Consider the following 21130-nt stretch of genomic DNA (forward strand, 5'->3'; position numbering starts at 1 on the left):
GGGTAGTACCTTAGGTTTTTCTTCTTTCGTACTTTAGGATGGTTTAAAGATTACCTTCTAGAGGATAAAAATAGGGGAGATATTCCATGGATTACAAAAAGTCAAACTATCATATTATAAGGAAAATAAAAAGGTATTTCCGTATATTGTACGAAAGAGCTCTGATAAATATCAATAACCATAATATTAGATCAAAAACTATTTACTTGTATGTATTCTGCGTATTGGTTCCTGTAATACTAACGAATCTGTTTGTCATAGGGAATGCCATGAAAGCTTCTTATGATGAAAGTATTGAAAATATTAATAATATTGCTGATTCGGTCTCACAGGATATCTCATCTTTCATAGAGAATGCGGTATATTTAACGGTGGATATTTATGCCAGCAGTTCCATGTATAAATTCCTGGATACCAGATACTTAAGCAACGGTAAATTTCTGCAGGAATATAACAAGGTTTTTGATAATTATATATTTTATGCAAGCTCCAAGTATTTAATCAGTGATATTACCTTATATTCCGATAATCCCACCATGCTTAACGGAGGCAGATATTATCGGATGGATACAATTCGCTCAAAAGAGTGGTACCAAGAATTTATAAGGTCAAAGGAAGATCTTTTTATTTATCCATATTTTAATAAATCCATCGATATAAATCAAAAAAACCGCATGATCTCAATAATCCGAAAATTAAATTACGTTGAGATGAGTAAAAACGAGAAAATCGTAAAACTTGATCTGAATTACAATAAGATGGCAGAAGCGATTAAAAATTCTGCATTTAATACCACAGTTTATGTGTGCCATGGTGATAAAATAATATTCAGTAACGACATCACGGATAAGAATTTGAAAGTAGATTTCAATAATATATCCGGAATCCCCAAAAAAGATATTCAGATTCATAAATCCTCCACGGCTTATGGATTTGATTTTGACGTTTATCTGAGGGGATATAAGTCTAATTATAGGTCTATGTTAAAAGAAAACCTTGGGTTGATTGCTGTTTTATTTCTGGCGGATGCACTGATACCGGCGATTATGCTTTCTCTATTCAGCAATTCTATTTCCAAGAGAATACTACTGCTTGGAAAATACATGAAAAAAATGAAAGGTGAAGAATTTGAACTGATTCCTAAGTGTGAGGGCAGGGATGAAATCAGGGAATTACTGGATAACTATAATCTTATGGCAGTTAGAATGAAAACTCTAATTGAATACGAATACAAAAGCCGGCTGGAACAGCAGGAACTATATCTTGCCAGGCAGCAGGCCGAACTATTGGCGTTATATAGCCAGATAAATCCTCATTTTATGTTTAATGTACTGGAGAGTATTCGTATGCGGAGTCTGATAAAGGGGGAAGAGGAGACTTCCCGGATGATAGAAAGTCTGGCTAAATTAATGAGGAAAAGCGCCGAATGGGGATCCGACCTAATTACAATTGAGCAGGAAATCGATTTTGTCAGGGATTATCTGGAGTTACAGAAATACCGTTACGGAGATGGTTTTAATTATAAAATACGGATTAGTGAGGAGTGCCGTTTCTATAAAATTCCAAGTCTTATTTTGGTAACTTTTGCAGAGAATTCCTGCGTTCACGGACTAAACAGGGAAGGGCATTCCGGAACTATTTTTCTGTCAATTAATGTAGAAGATGATTTCTTGAGGATTGAAATTGAAGATACCGGTGTGGGTATGGAGGAGGATCAGGTTATAAAACTGGAAAAAATATTAAATGAAGCGAGTATTGATGATCTGCAAAAAGCTTCCTCCCTTGGGATGCTCAATGCATGTATCCGACTGAAAAAATATTGCGGAAATTTAACAAAAATCTTTATTGAAAGTGAAAGGGAGGCAGGAACCTGTATTACAATTCAAATCCCCCTTGAAAATCTTTCAGGATTATCAAGAATAGATTTATGTTAGGAAGAGAAAAAGATATTAGAGATATTAAATAAATAGATGAATCTATACAAAATAAACAGTTATAGAAATATTTATAATATTTTTAAATTGTGTAATTTTTAAACTTTTGAAAAAGAGCTCCAAAATTATACACTATATTATCCAACGCTAACTATATTAATATAGACAAAAATTAATAAAAAAAATAAAAAAAACCATTACAAATTATGCATATATACTTTGTAATGGTTTTTTATATAATTTGTATGAAGTTATCGTTGTGCAATTATGCTAAAATAAAGTATCGCTTAAATAAGTATATATTTAATGAAAAGTACCGCAAGCCGGCTTGCGGTCTGAGGTGAGAGTAAGCGAAAAAATTTTAGGGAGGAAATGAATGAGAAAGAGAGTAACTGCAATTTTTATGTGTTTTGCTATGGTGATTGTTTTATTTGGGGGCTGCGGTAAAAATGATGCATCAGATGAAGTTTCGTCAAATGGAACAAAAACGAAGGATCAAACGAATTCGAGTGAGACATCAGCAAAAGAAATCAAAGAGTTTACCGCTTTTTTTGACAGGCAGGGTATTGAGCTTAACGAAGACAATGAAGTCAAACAGATAATTGCAGATAAGATTGGTGCAAAATGCAAAGAAACCTGGCTGACCGGACAGACTGCGGAGGAAGCGGTAGGTATGCTAATAGCCAGTGATGAATATCCGGATTTTATAGACTGGACACCCCAGTTACAGGATGCAAACGCACTTGTACCGATTGACGAATATCTGGACAAATATCCGAATATTAAGAAGCTCTGGAGCGAATCACAATGGAATACATTAAAACAGGAAGATGGGCACATTTATTCTATACCCCAATTTGGCAATATTAACGAGAAGTTAATGGATACCCAGCAATCGGGCGAAGCTTTCTGGGTTCAGACTAGAGTTTTAAAATGGGCGAATTATCCTAAGATTGAATCCCTGGATCAGCTTTTTAAACTTTTAAGCGATTATACTGCTGCAAATCCTACTATGACAGATGGCTCTTCCGTAATTCCGTTTGAAATATTGGCTTATGACTGGTTTTATTTCTGTCTTGAGAATCCGCCGCAATTCCTGGACGGCTGGCCGAACAACGGGCGTTGTATAGTAGATCCGGAAACCTTTAAAGTGACTGATTACAATACGATACCAACGGCGAAGAGATATTTTAAAAAATTAAATGAAGAATATAAAAAAGGTATTGTTGACCCTGAGTTTATGACTATGAATCATGACCAATTTTTAGAGAAGATTTCTTCCGGACGTGTACTTTGTATGGTAGAACAGCATTGGGATTTTCAAACTGCTGAAGATTCTATCAAAGCCCAGAATCTTGAGGGCTGCACTTATGTACCTCTTGGAATTACCATAGATCCGGGGATGAAAGAGATGTATTTTGCCGCAAATGAAGCCGCAGTTCTTAGCGGTGGATTAAGTATTACAAAAAGCTGTAAGGATGTCGAGGGTGCTTTAAAGTTCGTCAACGATTTATTGGATCCGGAGATAATTACTATCCGCAGCTGGGGGATTAAGGGAGTAGATTACCTGGTGGGAGATGATGGACTTTATTACAGAAATCAGGAGATGAGAGATAATGCGGTTAAAACGGAATATAAATCGTCCCATCTCTGCTCCTATGGGTATTTCCCCAATTATTCAGGGATGAATCCGGACGGTAAGAATGCCATGACACCGGAAACACAGCCCTCTGAATTTTTCGACGGCTTAAAACCTGAGGTGCAGGAATGTCTTTCTGCATATGGTGCCAAGACATATGTAGATATGCTGGATTACAATGAAATTAACGGGGAAGAACAGCCATGGTATCCAATCCATTCTTTCGTTGGTGAATTGACTACCGAGACATCCGGTGGTCTTGCCTGGACCAAAATGGAAGAAACAAAACATGAATATCTTCCGCAGGTTGTAATCGCAGACGATTTTGATACTGCATGGGGTGAGTATATGAAAGCATATAAAGATTGCAAACCGGAGGATTTCCTAGCAGAAGTACAGGAAGCAGTTTATAGCCGAATTGAGATGGTACAGGGGAGAGATGTAAGACCGGCTAAATAACTCTCTTTCAGTTTTCAGCAAATAAAGTTACTTTAAGCAGGTGGTCATCTAGCGTAAAAGTTATAGCCACCTGCTTTATAATAACGGAAAATATGATGATATCAATGACTGGAGCAAAAAGAATGAAAGCAGAACAGGTAAAGGAAACCAAGTCTAAAATAAACTGGAAAGAATTAATGAAACAACGAGAATTGGTTTTATTATCGATTCCTTTTGTGGCATATGTTCTTTTATTTAATTATATACCCCTTATTGGCTGGGTGATGGCATTTCAAAAATATAAGCCGCAAGATGGTTTTTTCGGCTCAAAATTTGTCGGTATGGAAAAATTTAAATTTTTATTTATAGATAATGCCGATTTTCTCAGGGTTATACGGAACACCCTTGCCATGGGTGTAATCAATCTGATATTAAGTTTTGTATTTGCCATTGGTTTTGCCCTGGTTTTAAATGAAGTGGTACACAAAGGAACTAAGAAATTTGTTCAGACCGTGTCTTATCTGCCTCATTTTTTATCTTGGATTATTGTCTGTGGAATCTTACAGGATGTCTTATCGATTGACGGCGGAATCATAAATGTGATCTTAGTTAAGCTGCATATCTTAAGTTCACCTGTTAATTTCTTCACCTTTAAAAGTCTCTTCTGGTGGATTGTGGGATTTGCTCATGTCTGGAAAGAAACGGGATGGAACAGTATTATTTATCTTGCGGCAATCACAGCGATTAATCCTGATTTATACGAAGCGGCTTCCATCGACGGTGCCGGAAGATTGTCTAAAATGTGGAATATAACATTACCGGGAATCAAACCTACCATATTCATTTTATTGTTGATTAATGTAGGGAATGTGTTAAATTCCGGTTTTGAAATACAATATTTACTGACAAACGGACTGGTACAGAGTGTATCCCAGACGATCGATATTTATGTATTAAAATTCGGCATCAGTCAGGCTGATTATTCACTAGGTACTGCAGCTGGAATTTTTAAGAGTCTGGTAAGTATCATTCTGATATTCCTGGCAAATAATGCGGCTAAAAAAGCCGGAGAAGAGAGGCTTTTTTAAGGAGGGCAGATTATGGAAGCATCAAATATTATATATAAAAAAGGACATAAAAAGTTTCAATTAAAGAATCTCGTTTATTTTTTAATAATAGGTGTGATATTAACAGCATTTGTAATCATCACTGTATATCCTATATTAAATACTCTTGCCATATCTTTTAACGATGCACTGGATGCATTACGGGGCGGTATTTATCTGTGGCCGCGAAAATGGTCATTAAATAATTATAGTACGGTTCTGCATAAAGAATCCATGATAACCGGGCTTTGTATCTCTGTACTCAGGACAGTTGTGGGTACCGTGCTTCAATTATCCACAACGGCATTGATTGCATTTGTGTTAAGCCGTAAAAAATTTATCTTTTCGAAACCTATTTCCGTCTTATATGTATTAACCATGTATGTGAACGGTGGTTTAATCCCGACCTTTTTATTATATAGAAACCTGGGTTTTATGAACAGTTTCTGGGTTTATGTTATTCCTGGAATGGTAAGTGCCTTTAACATGCTGGTTATTCGTACCTATATGAACGGATTGCCGGACAGCCTGGAAGAATCGGCAATGATAGACGGTGCCGGTTACTTTAAGATTTTCACCAGAATTATCGTACCTTTATGCAAGCCCGTATTTGCAACCATCGCCCTGTTTATTGCTGTCGGACAATGGAATTCCTGGTTTGATAATATGCTATATAACAGAATGGCTGATAATTTGACTACGTTGCAATATGAATTGATGAAATTATTATCCTCAGTAAGCCAGTTAAGCGGTGACCCCAATACAGCAGCACTTACCGGATCAAGTGCGCAGGTTACGACTAAATCAGTGCGGGCTGCGGCAACGGTGCTAACCAGCCTGCCGGTTGTTGCGCTATATCCGTTTTTACAACGGTATTTTGTCACTGGGCTTACAATAGGGGGAGTAAAGGAATAAAAACCGGGTATAGTCTGTGGGTAAATCAGAGCAAGTTTTCGACCTTTCATGATACTGTTATTTTGGTATAAGTCACCGTATGGGAATGATATGTTATTTTCAAGTTGGAGTTTAAAGGAATGGAAAGAAGCACATAGTTATCAGTTAACTTTCCTATATCGGTGATAATGAGGCTGTTTTCGTTTGGAGTATACTGATATGCGTAATCGCGTGCCAAACCATTGTAATAAATATATCTTCGGTCTTGCCCATCAATTACATACCACAGCTTATTATCGCAGGAACCAATCGCTTTCTGTATATTATCAGGGAGATCTTCAGTGGTCTGACGTATGATATCTTCGGAAGTTTTTTTACTTTCTGGGGAGGTTTTGTCTAATGAACCTGACATATTCCCACTTGATACAGCAGAGGAAGACTCATCAAAGTCACTTAATAATTCTTCTGCCTCATCTTTGGAAATATATTCTGATTTTACAATTAAGCCTTTACTATTCCGAATCAAACGGAGGTCAACACTCCCCTTTTTATTATAGGAAAAATTTTTAAATGAGTTATCGGCAGCCATATCCATAAAAAGCCGGACTTTATGATCTCTATAATAAAATATCCCGTCTTTATAGGTTACTTCCCATTTAGCATATTCGGATAAAGGGGTTGCCTTTGATGTACTATTTTGAGAAAATTGTCTTTTTTCAGAGGATTTTCCCAAATAGTACATATAGCTGTGACCGCTGTCATCCGTAATACGGATGGCCTCGAAAAGACTACGGGTGTCTGCGTTTACTGCCTGCACCCGTGAAGCCACGGCAGATGACAAATTAACCGCTGTTTCACTCAGCTTAGCTGTAAGTTCATCTATATTTGCCCGCAGGTCATAGTCGTATGGTGTCTCGCAGTATCTTACTTTACTGAGACCGCCGCCATCCTCTGCCTGGTATTTTAACACCATATAATAGTATTTACCATTGTCGGCGGTAAAAGTACAATAGTACAGGTCCTTACCCTCATATTTTGTAAAACTATCATAATTCCATACGGGATTTACAATAGAAGCTGTTGTCCATTGATTCAGAAAACGCTTTAAAGCTTTAGATTTAATGAGCCTATAAGCATCTGTGTCATTGTAAGCGTAATAAGAATTGAAAATAGAAGCTAAATTGGCAATTTTTGGTTGGGAAGGACTGCTGTCGTACCCGTTATCAGCTTTGTTAGAATCGTTTGTAGAACTTGCGTATACTCCTAATAAAGAAAAACTGCAAAGAAAAAGTATTGTCAAAAGGAATGTTACGCAAACTGCAAATCGTGATTTTTTCTTGTAAATCATCAACATATCCAGCCTTTCTTTTATTAAATATGCATTATCTCCCATTGTAAGAGAGACATCAAAGTTTCCGCACTTACCTTGTTCGTTTAAAGAAGCAATAAGCGCATCACCGTATATAATACGGCTGCCAACATCCAGATTTTTAATTATGTTTTCGTCACAAGATAACTCGCAGCACCGGTTAATTTCTTTTCTTATCCAATACACCAGCGGGTTAAACCAGTGAATACATATCACTATTTGAATTAACCACTTATAAATAGCATCCAACCGCCTATAGTGGGTCAGCTCATGCCGGAAAATCTGTCGCAGTTCGTTATCATTAATATCCAGAACAGGAAGAATTATTGCAGGTCGGAAAAGTCCGATAAGCATGGGAGAAGCTACTTGCCTGTTGATATAAAGGGGCAGTATTCTTTTTATCTTTGCTTTTTCTAATTCATTTATATAAATATCCAAATGGTGTTGAGTGGCCGTTGCTTTAGCTTCAGCCTTTACAAATCGTATATAGCCGTGATAGCTCATAATTGTGTGAACCAATAGAATAAATGCTACAGCAAGCCATATCATCCATATATTGTTTCTGATACCTTCCCAATAAAAAGGCTTTACAGGCGATTTTGTTCCATCATCCGGTATTATAGGATTTGAAGTTTGTAAACTATCAACAGACTGCCCAGCTGAATTTACTCCGTTTACATTAATAATTTCCTTTTTATTAATTTCATACGAAGAATTTGACAAATGCTCAAAGTAATTTGAAATTTCACCTATCAAAGTAACCTCTGTAGAAAACGGAAGCAGAAAGCGTAAAATCACAATCAGCCAGATATAATACTGCCATGTCTGGCTTAATCTCTTTTTTATAAGAGGATTTATAACCAACAGGATAAGTGCAAGAATTGAACCGGAAACAGACAGAGAAAGGAATACAAGGAATATATTATTCATTTTTTATTTTTCCTTCCCATCCAGTAATTTTTCAACTCATCAATATCCTTTTCCGATAGAATATCATTGCCTAACATAGCAGAAACAAGGTTTTTTGCGCTGCCGCCATATATCTTGTTCAGAAAATCCGTTGTCCGGTCTTTGGCATATTCCGCCTCCGATATGAGAGAGGAATAATAAAATACTTCTTTCTTCACTTTTTGTACGATACCTTTTTCGCATAAGCGTCTTATTAGGGTTTGTACAGTGGCTCTATGCCAATTGTTTTCTTTATTTAGAGCGTCAATAATTTGCCTTTCTGAAAGAGGGTGTTCATTGGCCCACAATATTTTCAGAACTTCTGATTCAGCATCGGAAATTTTCTCTGTATTATTCATTTTAACCTCTCCTTTTTTGCTTACAGGTGTAATCTACAAGTTCAGCTTACACCTGTAAGCTGAACTTGTCAAGCAGAAACTTAAAATATAATCAGAGTTATATGGCAAGTAGGTGTTTATCATATTTAAGATGATAGCAGTCTGCCCGTTGGTGATTGTGAACGCTTTTAGGCGGGGTTATGAGTGTTATCCAAAAATACTGGGACCGAAACAAGCCTTGAAGAATTTTTGACTATGAATGAAAATGATGTGCTTGCTAGTTTGGAGGGTATCGCGGCCTTTGGCCCTTGATGCGTAAAAAAGCAGCAGCTTATAGTTATTCGTTTAGAGGTGATTTTAAAATATCAGGTCTTTTAATCTAAACCAATGATTGAAAAGCATATAACGTTGTTATGCTTATTGTCTGGGAGGGAGTGTAGATCCACGGACAATTAATTTAACAGGAACAATACATTTTTGGTTAGGATAAGACGGATCCTTTAAGGAGGATAGCAAAATACTGCTTACCTGTTTACCGATCTCAGTAAAATCCTGGCTGATGGTAGTAATACCCGTCTCTGTTTTCTGTGACCAAACCGTATTGTCAAAACCGCAGATGCTCATATCTTCAGGTACGCTTATATTCAATTCCCTTAAGGCCCAGATTACGGAATTTGCTACCTGGTCATTTTCTGTTAAAATAGCTGTGACACCGTTGTTATACAGTTTGCTGATTACGGAATTTAGCTTGGGAGTACTTGTATGGGTTATGGCGATTTGTTCTGTTAAAATATCAAGACCGGTTACAAGGTTATCCATACTTGTAGGTAGCCTGTATTTATGGAGAGTTTTTATATAACCTCCGAAACGGTCACGTACGGATGAGGTTTCATCGATTGAGGCATTGGACAGGAAAGCGATATTTTTATGCCCTAAGGAAACAAGGTGCTCGGTAAGTAATTTTCCACCCACAAAATTATCTGAGGTAACATTGTGAATATAAGAGCAGTCATTTGATTTGTCTATGATAACGACCGGTTTGTCGTTAATTACAAACTGATTCAGAAGATCTAAATTCATCTTATTGTTTTTGGGATAATATACAATCCCGGCTATGTTCTGCTCTAATAACTGACCGAGGGTGTATTTTTCATCCGAAACATTTTCACTGGTAATATAAGTTCCCATAAAATAGCCTGCTTTATTAAGACTAACGCTGAGCTCAGCTACCGTATCGATTAATCCACCCTTAGCGGTATCAAACGGAAGCAGGAATGCAAAGGTATTAGACAGCCGGGATGTGTTTGACATAGTATGATTTTTTGCAGCAAAGTTTCTGACAACAAAGCTTCCAACACCTCGCTTGCGATAAAGGATACCTTGATGTTCTAAATCGGTAATTGCTCTTTTGGCGGTAATCCGGCTTACACCATATTGAAGTGATAATTGTTTTTCCGTGCAAATTGGTTTTTCATAAGAAAAATTACCACTCTGAATCGTGTTATTAATGTCATCTATAATAATCTCATATAAATTCTTCTTTACGGTTTTATTTACCGTCTGAGTATCATTGTTTTTTATGTTTGAATCCATAAGGCAACTACCTCCTTTATAGGATAAGTATTTTTTAAATATAGTATATCAATGTCAGGTTATTGTCAAACATAGGATACATGGTTATCACAGCGTTTTGCAGAATTTGTTTTATTTCCATTGCTAAAATATCTCGTTTTAGTGTGAACTCAATGCTTAATCAATAATAGAAAGATTATATGTAAGATTGATATATCATATTTGGCATTTCAATACAGTATAACGTTTGTGATGAAATAAGATAATAACCTGAAAGGATAGGATTAGTAAAGAAAACCTATAAAATACAAAAAACCTATAAAATAAACATTGACATATCATAAAAAACACGTAATATATAGGATATATCAAACAAAAGGAGGAAACAGCTTGAAGCTGATATTGCTGACTAAGGAGAAGAGCCGGTTGCTAGTTAATCAATAATACTTATCCAGGTGATTCAGCAGATAGATGAAAGAGGCAGAACATGAGTAAAAAAGTAGTACATATCATATCACACTCACACTGGGACAGGGAATGGTATATGCCCTTTGAGAAACATCGTTTAAAATTAGTAGATTTAATTGACGATTGTCTGGAATTGTTTGAACAATCAGAGGAATTTAAAAGTTTTCATTTGGACGGCCAAAGTATTATATTAGATGATTATTTAGAAGTGAAACCTGATAAAATGGAAATGATAAAGAAAAATATTTTAGCAGATAAGTTCTATATTGGTCCCTGGTATATCCTTCAAGATGAATTTTTAACCAGTGGAGAATCCAACATAAGGAATCTGCTAATTGGAATAGAAGAAGCAAATAAATATGGAAAGTTATGTAAGATCGGATATTTTCCTGATGCTTTCGGTAATGCAGGTCAAATGCCCCAGATATTAAAACAGGCAGGTATGGAAGCAGTAATATTTGGAAGAGGTGTAAAACCGGTAGGATTTAACAACTCCGTTCCGGAAACCGGTGAATATGAATCTTTTTATTCGGAGATGCGCTGGAATGCGCCGGATGGCAGCGGGTTATTAGGTATATTATTCGCCAACTGGTATAACAACGGTGCGGAAATTCCTGTGAAAGAAGCCGAGGCTAAGAAATTCTGGGATAAACGGTTACAGGATGTGCTGCGGTTCGCCTCTACGGATCATCTCTTATTTATGAACGGCTGTGATCACCAGCCTGTACAAAAAGATCTGGCTGAAGCGATTGCTACTGCAAACCGCTTATATCCGGATATGGAATTCATTCATTCAAATTTTAGTCATTATGTAAAATGTGTGAAAGAGTCTCAGACAAATCAATTATCCGTTGTTACGGGTGAACTTACAAGCCAGATGACGGACGGCTGGAATACCCTGGTTAATACCACATCCTCCAGGGTTTATTTAAAACAATTAAACAGGGAAAATGAAGCAGCACTTGCGAATCTCGCGGAACCCCTGGCGGTATTAGCTGCGGATGCCGGATTTAGGTACCCTCACGAAACAATCAAATATGCCTGGAAAAAGCTGATGCAGAATCATCCTCACGACAGTATCTGCGGCTGCAGTACGGATGAAGTTCATAAAGATATGGAAACCCGCTTCCATAACAGTCTGCAGGTTAGTGAATGCCTTATAAATGATAGTATGTACTATATCGGTAATAATATTGATACATCCTGTTTTAAAGACCGGGAAGCTTATCCTTTTACCGTATTTAATACGACCGGATGGAAGCGGACAGGAGTAGTATCTGTTTTGATTGATGTTGATAGGATTTATGGGCAGAATATGACCGCCTCCTATCATCAAATGAAAGAATTGCCTATAAAGGATTTTGTTCTTGAGGATCATTTAGGTGATCGGATTTCATTTACAATTAAGGATTCGGGGGTAAGATTCGGGTATGATCTGCCGGAGGATAAGTTCAGACAGCCTTATATGGCAAGAAGTGTAACAGTTACCTTTGAAGCAAAAGATGTACCTGCCTTAGGATATAAGGTATATGCTTTAGTTCCACAAAAAGAAGATATTACAAAGCAGAATTCCTTGGTTATTCCTGACGGTTTTGAAAACAGTTACCTGAAAGCAACCATTAACTCAGATGGTACGCTTAATCTTTTGGACAAAACTTCGGATAAATATTATGAACAAATCTGTTATTATGAGGATACCGGTGACATTGGAAATGAATATATTTATCGCCAGCCGGAGGGGGATAAAGCGATACTTTCTAAGAACAGTATCTGCAGATTTGAACTGACTGAGGATGAAACTTACCGGGCGACTTATAAAATCACTCAGGTGATGGAGATACCGGAAAGTGCGGATGATACCTTATATGAAGAGCAAATCAGCATGACAAATGTAAAACTCAGAAAAGCGAAAAGAAGTATAAACCTATTACCGCTTGAAATCATAACTTATATTTCCCTGGAGAAAAACGGACGAGGTATAAAAGTTAAAACGGAGTTTGAAAACCGAATGAAAGACCACAGGTTCAGAGTCATTATACCTACAGGACTTGAAACCGACAGGCATTTTACGGATTCGGTATTTGAAGTTGTGGACCGGCCTAACCGTCATTATGAGGAGTGGGAGAATCCCAGCGGCTGTGAGCATCAACAATGTTTTACCGGAATGAAAGATGAAAAAGCAGGAATCGTAGCCGCCAACTTCGGATTGTACGAATATGAAATACTGCCGGAGCAAAACAATGCAATTGCTATAACCTTACTTCGCGCCGTTGGCGAGCTTGGAGACTGGGGGGTATTTTTAACTCCGTATGCACAGATACAAAAGAAATGCACTGTCTCCTTTGAAATTATTCCGTTTTCCGTCAAGGATAGAAAGAATGATCCATTAGTGGAAGCATATCAGTTCCAGGTTCCCATGAATACCTGCCAGATATTTGTGCATAACGGTGTATTGCCGCCGGAACATAGTTCTTTGGAATGGGAAGGCGAGGGAATATATCTTACCGGAATAAAATATAAACAGAATGAAAATGACCGGATTATCCGTTTTGTCAATGGCACGAATCAGGTGAGAAATCTAAAACTTAAAAAATCTGACAGGGTAAACAGCTATTATAGAAGTAATGTAATTGAGGAGCATCTTGATGAGCTGACAGCAGAAAACCAGGAATGGTATGATATTACAGTAAATCCATATGAAATAGTAACCATAGGAATGGAAAACTCTTGAACTATAGTAAGTATAAGTTAAGAGAGAGTATTAGGAAAAAAGACAGTTGCAGAATGTTGCAGCTGTCTTTTTTGAAACAGAAAAGCAAAATTAGCTGATGGCAGTTAAGAAAAAATTTTAGCCATTAAATTACTGATTTTAAATTTTTGTTTTTCCTAATCAATTTAAAATTACAGCGTCTGCAAAATATTCCGGCATATGAAAGTTCCAGCTGGGATTATTTATAACGGTATAACTTCCATAATGCTGCGTTTTTATATCACTTGCACATAACTTATAGAAATTACAGCGGATTATATCACCCGGCTTAAAGGTATCTTTGTTAAAAAGGTCTTTAATATACTGCAGAGGGATATTGGCTTCTACAGTCCAGGAATTCTCATTAATGAAAGCCTCACAGGTGCATATTGCATCAGTAAATTCAGTGTATGCTTTTCTTCCCGGAGGTACCTGGCCGTAACGGTTGAGCATGGCGCCATTACCGTTCATTTCAATATTTACATAAGTCCCCTTTTTAGTATCCGGTGCAAATTCGATAAAAGCTTCCATAGCACTGTCAAGGAAAACCGGATCTTCATTCTTATGATAGATACGCAGAGGATCTTTTTCCTCACAGGTCATCTGGATAATAAAACCTTTCTCTTTCATATATGCCATTTTTCCGTAAGTTACAGGACGATATTCACCGCCCCAGTTATATTTATCTACATAAAAAAACGGGCAGTCTGCCAATCCGGATTTTTCCCTAATAGTGTGGATTTCATAATTCATATCATACCTCCTGGATATAATGTAAAATGAGTTATCTAACTTTTGAATATAATTAACGCATAACATATTTAAGTAAACCATAATAATGATTGGTATAGTCTTATTATACAAAATAGAGCAATCAATACTATATAAAGTTGTGCAAACGTTTGTATAAACTGAAGCTAAAAATAATAAAAATTTATTTAGTAAAAATGCACAAAGACATTGTCGAAAATTGTTGAAAAACACTATTTTGAACTATTTTATAAAGGCTATTGACATTTGAAAGAATAGGAGTTAGTATAAATGTGCAAATAAGTTTTGCAAACATTCAGATAAAACAGCATTTTGCCTGTGACAGTAAACCGTTGATGTATTGGTGATTATTTATAATTTAAGTACGGTTTGTAAAGATACATAGCAAAATGCATTTTATTTTCCAGAATGTAAACACGAGTGTATACTTTAGAGGAGGAATTAAGTGATGGCAAAAAAGATTATTTTAGCATGTCTCGCTGCAGTTATGATTATGGGTGCACTTACTGCATGTGGCAAAAAGTCAGGTACAAATGAAACTCAAAAAACAGAAACAAGTGATACCCAGAAAGAAGAAACAGGTAATACTCAGAAAAGTGATACAAATGAACCGAAGAAAACGTATGAATTAACTGTATCCGGTATTAACGGCAGCATTAACTACACACCTGTGTATATAGCAAGAGAAAAAGGTTTCCTGGATGAAGCCGGTTTAAAGATTGATGAAGTTATGTTTGATAACGGACCGGTACAGATGGAAGCACTTGGCTCCGATTCCTGGGATATCGGTGCTACCGGTGTTGGCGGTGTTTTATCCGGAGCAATTGGATATGATGCATTAATGATTGGTGCATCCAATTCAGATAACGGAACCCAGACTATCTGGGTACGTAAGGATTCTAAGATTGCAGCAGCAGGAACAGGTAATAATGAAGTGAACAGTTCAATTGTAGGAGATGCTGCATCATGGAAAGGTGCTAAGGTTCTTTGCAATTCAGGTACTGTATTACAGTATTTATTATTAAAAACAATTGGTGGTTTTGGGCTTTCTTTGAATGACATTGAATTCGTATCCATGGATTCACCTACTGCAAACAGTGCATTTTTAGCCGGACAGGGGGACGCAGCTGTTGTAACCGGAGCAATCAGTTTTTCACCGGATAAAGATGATTATGTATTAGCATCCAGCGGTAACTTAGCTGATACCGGACTTATGTGTAACTTTATGGTAAATAAAAACAGCTACAATGATCCTGAAAAATACGAAGCAATGAAAATTTTCATGGAAGTTTACTTTAAAACAATTGATTGGATGAATGAAAATAAACAGGAAGCAGCCCAGCTTTGCAGCGACTTTAATCAGGAATGCGGTATTAACTTAAGTCCTGAAACAGCAACTTTATACTTAGGACAGGATCCATATTATAGTTTGGATGATGTTTATAACATGATGCATGATAAAGCGGAAGGAGCAGATTATTCCGTAATGGAGGGCAAACTGATCGACGTATTAAAATTCTTCATTCAATATGGCAATTATAAAGACGGTGATGATCAAAAATTCTTAGGTCATATGGATACTAAGTTAATTGATGAAGTTTACGCTGATTTAAATGGTAAATAAAAAATGCATTAAGATTTACTGAAATTCATTAAGTAGTTGAAAAATTAAGAGGGCAGCTGCAGTTACATAATACAATACTTTTTATTGCAGCTGCCGATTTTACCCTTTAGGACACCAAAATAAAAAGAATAAAAGGAGTTGTATCTATATGGCCATGTCTAATGAAAATTTTGAAAAAGGCCTTAAAGAGTACCAGAGATCTCAAAAAGCATATTCACTGAAATATATGCTGCTTCAGTTGGTTGGCGTAATTGGTTTTCTTGGTATCTGGCAATTAGCAGTAGTAAGTGGGGTAGTGGATTCTGCCAGACTGCCGGCACCATCAACAGTTTTTAGAACTCTGATTGTAAAAACCTACAGTGAACAACCGGATGGTAACGTTTTATTAGTTAATATTCTTGCAAGTCTTCAGGTAGCATTAACAGGTTTCTTTACTGCAATTGTCATCGGTATTCCCTTAGGGTTGGTAATGGGCTGGTGGACAAAAGCAGATCGTTTTATACGCCCGATATTTGAATTAATTCGTCCTATTCCTCCTATTGCGTGGATTCCTCTTATTGTAGTATGGATGGGGATTGGTCTTAAAGCAAAAGCAATGATAATCTTTTTTACAACCTTTGTTCCTTGTGTTATCAATTCCTACACTGGAATTAAACTTACTAACCAGACATTGATCAATGTTTCCAAGACCTTTGGTGCATCCAATCTAGAAATATTTTTTAAGGTTGGCATACAATCTGCCCTGCCGATGACTTTTGCCGGTATTCGTGTAGCCTTAGGAAATTCCTGGTCAACATTAGTAGCTGCTGAAATGCTGGCAGCCAGTGCAGGACTTGGATTTATGATTCAGATCGGACGTTCTGTTGCCCGACCGGATATTGTTATTGTTGGAATGGTTGTTATAGGTGTTATAGGGGCTTTGCTTTCTGCTTTGCTTTCTTATACAGAAAGTAAACTGATGAAATGGCAAAAGAATAGACGATAAAAGGAGGATGAATTTGTGGAAAATAATGCCAGAGAGAGAAAAAAGAAGATAGATAAATTATTATATTGGATACTCCCCGTATTATCTATTCTTTTAATTGTTATTGCATGGATCACCTTTTCATCGGTGCACCCAGAACTTATGCCAGGACCTGTGGAAGTATGGAATCGTCTGATCAAGACATTTACAAAACCTATTGGCCGTATTAATTTGTTAGGCCATGCCTGGGCGAGTTTAAGGCGTGTATTAACTGCATTAGTTGCAGCATGGGCTTTTGGTATTTCATTCGGGATCTTAATCGGATGGAATAAAACCTGCCGTGCATTGTTGGGATCTATTTTTGAGATGATCCGTCCCATACCTCCAATCGCATGGATACCGATTATAATCATGTGGTTCGGTATTGGAGAACTTCCGAAGGTTTTATTGGTATTTATCGGTACTTTTGTTCCCTTAGTTATTAATACTTCAACAGGAATCCAGATGGTGGAAAAGATTAATGTTGATGTGGGTAAAGTATTTGGCGGAAATAACAGGCAGATTCTTACTCAGATTGTCATACCCACGGCGTTACCCTCCATATTTGCCGGGATTCGTACATCGGTAAGTTCGGGCTGGACTACCGTTCTAGCTGCTGAAATGCTTGCGGCAACAGCAGGTTTAGGATCGATGGTTACGAAAGGATGGCAGGGCGGAGATATGGCACTGGTATTAGTGGCTGTTATAACGATTGCAATTGTTGGTGCAATCTTATCGGTTGTATTAGCAAAACTGGAAAAGGTGGTTTGTCCATGGAACAACTAAAAAGAAAAATGGAAATCAAAAATATTTCAAAGACATTTTATAGTAAAGAGGGCTATTTTACAGCGATTGAAGACGTTAGCTTTGACGTATATGACGGTGAATTTCTTGTCCTGCTTGGGCCTGGCCGTTGTGGAAAGACGGTTTTACTAAATATTATTGCCGGACTTGAAAGTAAAACAACCGGATCTATTATATATGATGGAAAAGAAATCAATAATGTTAATCCTGAAGTCGGCATGGTATTTCAAAAGACAGCATTAATGCCTTTTAAAACAGTTATGCAGAATGTTGAACTTGGATTAAAATTTAGACATATACCTAAAAAAGAAAGAGAAGAAACCTGTCAGAAGTACATTAATCTCGTTGGACTGCAAGGATTTGAAAAATCCTATCCCAAAGCACTTTCCGGAGGTATGAAACAGCGTGTGGGAATCGCCAGGGCATATGCAAATAATCCTAAGGTCCTGATTATGGATGAACCTTTTGGTGCATTGGATGCTCAGACCCGATATGCCATGCAGAATGAGGTGCTTCGTATTTGGGAACAGGAAAAACGTACGTTTATTTATGTAACAAACAATATTGAAGAAGCATGTTATCTTGGTACAAGAATTGTCTTGCTCAGCGATTGTCCTGCCAGGGTAAAAGAAGTGTATCCAATTGACCTGCCGCGGCCGAGAAATATGGTCAGTAAAGAATTTTTAGATTTACGTGCTAAAATTTCTGATAATACGGATCTTTCAATTTAGATGCCTGAAGGAGGAAAATATGGCTGATAACAATAATAACAGACCGGTAAAAGTAGAAGTTAAAAATCTGACGAAAAGATTTGGAGATCTGCTGGTTTTGGATCATATGAACTTTAATATAAAGAAAAATGAATTTGTGTGTGTTGTAGGCCCCACCGGATGCGGAAAAACAACATTCTTAAATTGCCTGACACGTATTCATGAACCCAGTGAAGGGGATTTATACATTGACGGCGAATCGGCGGATCCAAGAAAACATAATGTTTCCTTTGTATTCCAGGAACCCTCTTCACTTCCGTGGCTGACAGTAGAAGAAAATATAGCATACGGTTTAAAAATTAAAAGAGTACCAAAAGATGAAATAAATCGAAGAGTAAATCAGATTCTGGATTTGATGGGATTACAGGAAAGCCGTAAGGCATATCCTGGAGAGTTATCTGTGAGTGCGGAACAAAGGGTAATTATTGGACGTTCCTTTGCGATGCAGCCGGATCTGCTTTTAATGGATGAACCTTATGGACAAATGGATGTTAAAGTTCGTTTCTATCTGGAGGATGAAGTAATCCGCCTTTGGAAAGAACTTGGGAGTACTGTAGTTTTTATTACTCATAATATAGAAGAAGCCGTTTATCTGGCTGAGAAAGTAATAATACTGAGTAATAAACCGGCGTCAATCAAGGAAGAGGTTATCATTGATCTGCCTCATCCAAGAAATATTGCAGACCCCAAATTTATTGAGTACCGTAATTATATTACAGATAAGATTAAATGGTGGTAAATTCTCTTAATAAAGAAAAATAGTGTTCTCAAAGAGTAAGAGCCGTTCTATGGCAGAATGAGAGGTATTTATGAACTGTGAGCGTTTAAAAGATAAGGTGGCTATTATTACAGGCGGCGGCAGAGGGATAGGGTTTTCAATTGCTGCCAAGTTTATTGCAGAGGGTGCTAAAGTAATCGTAGCTGATATCCTGGAGGATGGCGAAGCCATAACAAGCAAACTTGGAGAAAAGAGTGATTATTATAAAATAGACCTACGTAAGTCTGCTGATATCTTTACTATGGCTGATACTGTCTACAATAAGTACGGACATATTGATGTTCTGGTTAATTGTGCCGGTATTGCACGCCCGGTACCTACATTGAAGCTGACCGAAGAAGTGCTGAATGAGGTTATTGATATTAATATGAAAGCGCCTTTATTCTGCTGCCAGGCAGTTGGAAAATATATGCGCAAACAGGGCGGCGGAAGTATTGTTAACATTTCATCCGGTAACAGTAAGATGATCAATGTAGGAAGAACACCCTATGGCATCACAAAAGGTGCCGTGAATCTCTTGACCCAGCAACTGGGAGCAGAATGGGCGATGTATAACATTAAAGTGAATGCTATAGCTCCGGGATGGATCCGTACCGAGATGGTAGAAAGACCACTAAAGAGCGGTATTTTAGACGAGAAGAAAATTTTGTCCGTATCACCGATCGGACGTTTCGGAAAAGTGGAAGAGATAGCGAACCTGGCTTGTTTTTTAAGCTGTGAAGAATCCGATTATATCGTTGGTCAGGTTATTTTTGCAGACGGCGGCTGGAGCATGGGTATTATGCCGGATGGGCTGAACTATATTCGTGAAAATGATACTGAAGATTAAAAGACCGCAACCTGCAGCGTAATGAGCAGTAGGAGTGAAATAAAATATTGCAAAAGAAAGGGTGTTAGAATATGAAAGCTTTAACGATGCTGGAACCAGGAAAATTAATAATAGAAGATATAGTAAAACCGGAACACTCAGAGGGAGAAGCCCTCATCAAAATGGAGACCTGCGGTATCTGTGGTTCTGATGTAAGTGCCTACCGCGGAAGTAATCCTACCATGAAATATCCGATACAGGGAATTGGTCATGAAGGAATTGGAACAATTATAGAAATCGGTGAGAATGAAAAAGGCTTAAAAGCAGGTGACAGGGTTGCCTTAGAACCCTATGTACCGGATTTTACCTGCCATATGTGCAAAATAGGCCGTTATAATAACTGTGCAGATTTACATGTACGCGGAGTACATAGAGATGGAATGATGGTTGATTATATATCACATCCTATACAACTGACTCATAAAATACCGGACAGCCTGGACGTTGTAAAAGCAGCATGTATAGAGCCTTTAACAATCGGACTTCATGGGGCAACCAGAGCAAAAGTTTCAAAAGGTGATAAAGTGGTTGTATTCGGTGCCGGTACAATAGGTTTGATGGCAGCCTTCGCGTGTATCAGTTACGGTGCGGTTCCCATATTGGTTGATGTATTAAAGGATCGCCTTGATTTTGCAAAAGAAGTGGGAATTCCATATACCTTTGATTCAAAAGACGGAGGTTTGGTTGAATTTCTGCAGGAAGTAACTGACGGAAAACTTCCTGAAGCTATGATAGACTGTACCGGTGCACCGGCAATTCTTGCTGAGATGCATAATTATGTTTGCCATGGCGGCCGGATTGCCTTAGTGGGATGGCCGAAAGGACCGGTAACTATCAATACAGTACGTTGTACACAAAAAGAAATCGATATCTATCCTTCCAGAAATTCAGCTAATAAATTTCCAGAATCAATCCAGTTAATCAATTCAGGTTTGGTACCCGTAGATAAGATGATTACAAAAACAATCGAACTGGCAGATACTGAAAAAGTAATCCAGGATATGATAGCAAATCCCAGCGATTATCTTAAAGTAGTTGTAAAAATTAATTAGGATTG

Annotated in this window: 16 protein-coding genes; 12 read left to right on the forward strand and 4 right to left on the reverse strand. The window is 37.4% G+C overall.

Translation table 11 applies throughout. The annotated features are described in order from the left end of the window. Window positions 1-86 precede the first annotated feature (86 nt). The 4 genes from RBU59_RS21540 (at window position 87) to RBU59_RS21555 (ending at window position 6032) form a co-directional block, all read left to right on the forward strand. A complete protein-coding gene (locus RBU59_RS21540) occupies window positions 87-1934 on the forward strand; it encodes a sensor histidine kinase (RefSeq protein ID WP_308144533.1) in 1848 nt (615 codons plus the stop codon). Window positions 1935-2310: 376 nt separating this feature from the next. Continuing rightward, entirely contained in the window at window positions 2311-4032 is a 1722-nt protein-coding gene (locus RBU59_RS21545) for an extracellular solute-binding protein (protein WP_308144534.1), read from the forward strand. A 122-nt stretch (window positions 4033-4154) separates the two neighbouring features. Then, a complete protein-coding gene (locus tag RBU59_RS21550; RefSeq protein WP_308144535.1) occupies window positions 4155-5099 on the forward strand; it encodes an ABC transporter permease in 945 nt (314 codons plus the stop codon). Window positions 5100-5111: 12 nt separating this feature from the next. Continuing rightward, window positions 5112-6032 carry a carbohydrate ABC transporter permease gene (locus RBU59_RS21555; RefSeq protein WP_308144536.1) on the forward strand — a complete coding sequence of 307 codons (921 nt, stop codon included), beginning with the start codon at window positions 5112-5114 and terminating at the stop codon, window positions 6030-6032. Window positions 6033-6078: 46 nt separating this feature from the next. Here the strand turns inward: RBU59_RS21555 and RBU59_RS21560 are convergent, their stop codons facing one another. The 3 genes from RBU59_RS21560 to RBU59_RS21570 all read right to left on the reverse strand — a co-directional run bounded on the left by RBU59_RS21560 (window position 6079) and on the right by RBU59_RS21570 (window position 10259). Beyond that, the gene (locus tag RBU59_RS21560) at window positions 6079-8310 is read right to left on the reverse strand and encodes a M56 family metallopeptidase (protein ID WP_308144537.1); all 2232 of its coding nucleotides are present in this window, start codon (window positions 8308-8310) and stop codon (window positions 6079-6081) included. Continuing rightward, window positions 8307-8687: a BlaI/MecI/CopY family transcriptional regulator gene (locus tag RBU59_RS21565; RefSeq protein WP_308144538.1), complete on the reverse strand. Its 381-nt coding sequence runs from the start codon at window positions 8685-8687 to the stop codon at window positions 8307-8309. The genes RBU59_RS21560 and RBU59_RS21565 overlap by 4 nt, the downstream gene beginning before the upstream one ends. A 396-nt stretch (window positions 8688-9083) precedes the next feature. Then, on the reverse strand, window positions 9084-10259 hold the full coding sequence (locus tag RBU59_RS21570) for a LacI family DNA-binding transcriptional regulator (protein WP_308144539.1): 1176 nt from the start codon (window positions 10257-10259) through the stop codon (window positions 9084-9086). A gap of 466 nt (window positions 10260-10725) precedes the next feature. On the opposite strand from RBU59_RS21570, the gene RBU59_RS21575 reads away from it, so the two are divergent. Beyond that, the gene (locus tag RBU59_RS21575) at window positions 10726-13437 is read left to right on the forward strand and encodes an alpha-mannosidase (protein WP_308144540.1); all 2712 of its coding nucleotides are present in this window, start codon (window positions 10726-10728) and stop codon (window positions 13435-13437) included. 159 nt (window positions 13438-13596) lie between these two features. On the opposite strand, the gene RBU59_RS21580 is transcribed toward RBU59_RS21575, so the two are convergent. After that, on the reverse strand, window positions 13597-14208 hold the full coding sequence (locus tag RBU59_RS21580) for a carbohydrate-binding family 9-like protein (protein ID WP_308144541.1): 612 nt from the start codon (window positions 14206-14208) through the stop codon (window positions 13597-13599). Window positions 14209-14674: 466 nt separating this feature from the next. Between RBU59_RS21580 and RBU59_RS21585 the strand changes: the two genes are divergently transcribed. The 7 genes from RBU59_RS21585 (at window position 14675) to RBU59_RS21615 (ending at window position 21125) form a co-directional block, all read left to right on the forward strand. Continuing rightward, entirely contained in the window at window positions 14675-15850 is a 1176-nt protein-coding gene (locus tag RBU59_RS21585; protein WP_308144542.1) for an ABC transporter substrate-binding protein, read from the forward strand. 148 nt (window positions 15851-15998) lie between these two features. Beyond that, the gene (locus RBU59_RS21590) at window positions 15999-16835 is read left to right on the forward strand and encodes an ABC transporter permease (protein WP_308144543.1); all 837 of its coding nucleotides are present in this window, start codon (window positions 15999-16001) and stop codon (window positions 16833-16835) included. A 15-nt stretch (window positions 16836-16850) separates the two neighbouring features. Next, window positions 16851-17639 (forward strand): ABC transporter permease, encoded by a 789-nt coding sequence (locus tag RBU59_RS21595; protein WP_308144544.1) that lies wholly within the window; start codon window positions 16851-16853, stop codon window positions 17637-17639. Beyond that, a complete protein-coding gene (locus RBU59_RS21600; protein WP_308144545.1) occupies window positions 17627-18388 on the forward strand; it encodes an ABC transporter ATP-binding protein in 762 nt (253 codons plus the stop codon). The genes RBU59_RS21595 and RBU59_RS21600 overlap by 13 nt, the downstream gene beginning before the upstream one ends. Before the next feature lie 19 nt (window positions 18389-18407). Beyond that, window positions 18408-19166, forward strand: coding sequence for an ABC transporter ATP-binding protein (locus RBU59_RS21605; protein ID WP_308144546.1), 759 nt, complete (start codon window positions 18408-18410; stop codon window positions 19164-19166). Between the two features lie 70 nt (window positions 19167-19236). Then, complete coding sequence (locus RBU59_RS21610) at window positions 19237-20034, forward strand: SDR family NAD(P)-dependent oxidoreductase (RefSeq protein ID WP_308144547.1); 798 nt, start codon at window positions 19237-19239, stop codon at window positions 20032-20034. A 71-nt stretch (window positions 20035-20105) separates the two neighbouring features. After that, on the forward strand, window positions 20106-21125 hold the full coding sequence (locus tag RBU59_RS21615; RefSeq protein ID WP_308144548.1) for an alcohol dehydrogenase catalytic domain-containing protein: 1020 nt from the start codon (window positions 20106-20108) through the stop codon (window positions 21123-21125). The last annotated feature ends 5 nt before the right edge of the window (window positions 21126-21130 follow it).

Origin of the sequence: Anaerocolumna sp. MB42-C2 (assembly GCF_030913705.1) — a bacterium.
GTDB lineage: Bacteria > Bacillota > Clostridia > Lachnospirales > Lachnospiraceae > Anaerocolumna.

Coding starts and splice junctions, on each gene's coding strand:
- RBU59_RS21555 (WP_308144536.1), top strand. CDS start 5,112: ATGGAAGCATCAAATATTATATATAAAAAAGGACATAAAAAGTTTCAA.
- RBU59_RS21565 (WP_308144538.1), bottom strand. CDS start 8,687: ATGAATAATACAGAGAAAATTTCCGATGCTGAATCAGAAGTTCTGAAA.
- RBU59_RS21570 (WP_308144539.1), bottom strand. CDS start 10,259: ATGGATTCAAACATAAAAAACAATGATACTCAGACGGTAAATAAAACC.
- RBU59_RS21605 (WP_308144546.1), top strand. CDS start 18,408: ATGGCTGATAACAATAATAACAGACCGGTAAAAGTAGAAGTTAAAAAT.
- RBU59_RS21600 (WP_308144545.1), top strand. CDS start 17,627: ATGGAACAACTAAAAAGAAAAATGGAAATCAAAAATATTTCAAAGACA.
- RBU59_RS21540 (WP_308144533.1), top strand. CDS start 87: ATGGATTACAAAAAGTCAAACTATCATATTATAAGGAAAATAAAAAGG.
- RBU59_RS21615 (WP_308144548.1), top strand. CDS start 20,106: ATGAAAGCTTTAACGATGCTGGAACCAGGAAAATTAATAATAGAAGAT.
- RBU59_RS21590 (WP_308144543.1), top strand. CDS start 15,999: ATGGCCATGTCTAATGAAAATTTTGAAAAAGGCCTTAAAGAGTACCAG.
- RBU59_RS21585 (WP_308144542.1), top strand. CDS start 14,675: ATGGCAAAAAAGATTATTTTAGCATGTCTCGCTGCAGTTATGATTATG.
- RBU59_RS21560 (WP_308144537.1), bottom strand. CDS start 8,310: ATGAATAATATATTCCTTGTATTCCTTTCTCTGTCTGTTTCCGGTTCA.
- RBU59_RS21580 (WP_308144541.1), bottom strand. CDS start 14,208: ATGAATTATGAAATCCACACTATTAGGGAAAAATCCGGATTGGCAGAC.
- RBU59_RS21545 (WP_308144534.1), top strand. CDS start 2,311: ATGAGAAAGAGAGTAACTGCAATTTTTATGTGTTTTGCTATGGTGATT.
- RBU59_RS21550 (WP_308144535.1), top strand. CDS start 4,155: ATGAAAGCAGAACAGGTAAAGGAAACCAAGTCTAAAATAAACTGGAAA.
- RBU59_RS21610 (WP_308144547.1), top strand. CDS start 19,237: ATGAACTGTGAGCGTTTAAAAGATAAGGTGGCTATTATTACAGGCGGC.
- RBU59_RS21575 (WP_308144540.1), top strand. CDS start 10,726: ATGAGTAAAAAAGTAGTACATATCATATCACACTCACACTGGGACAGG.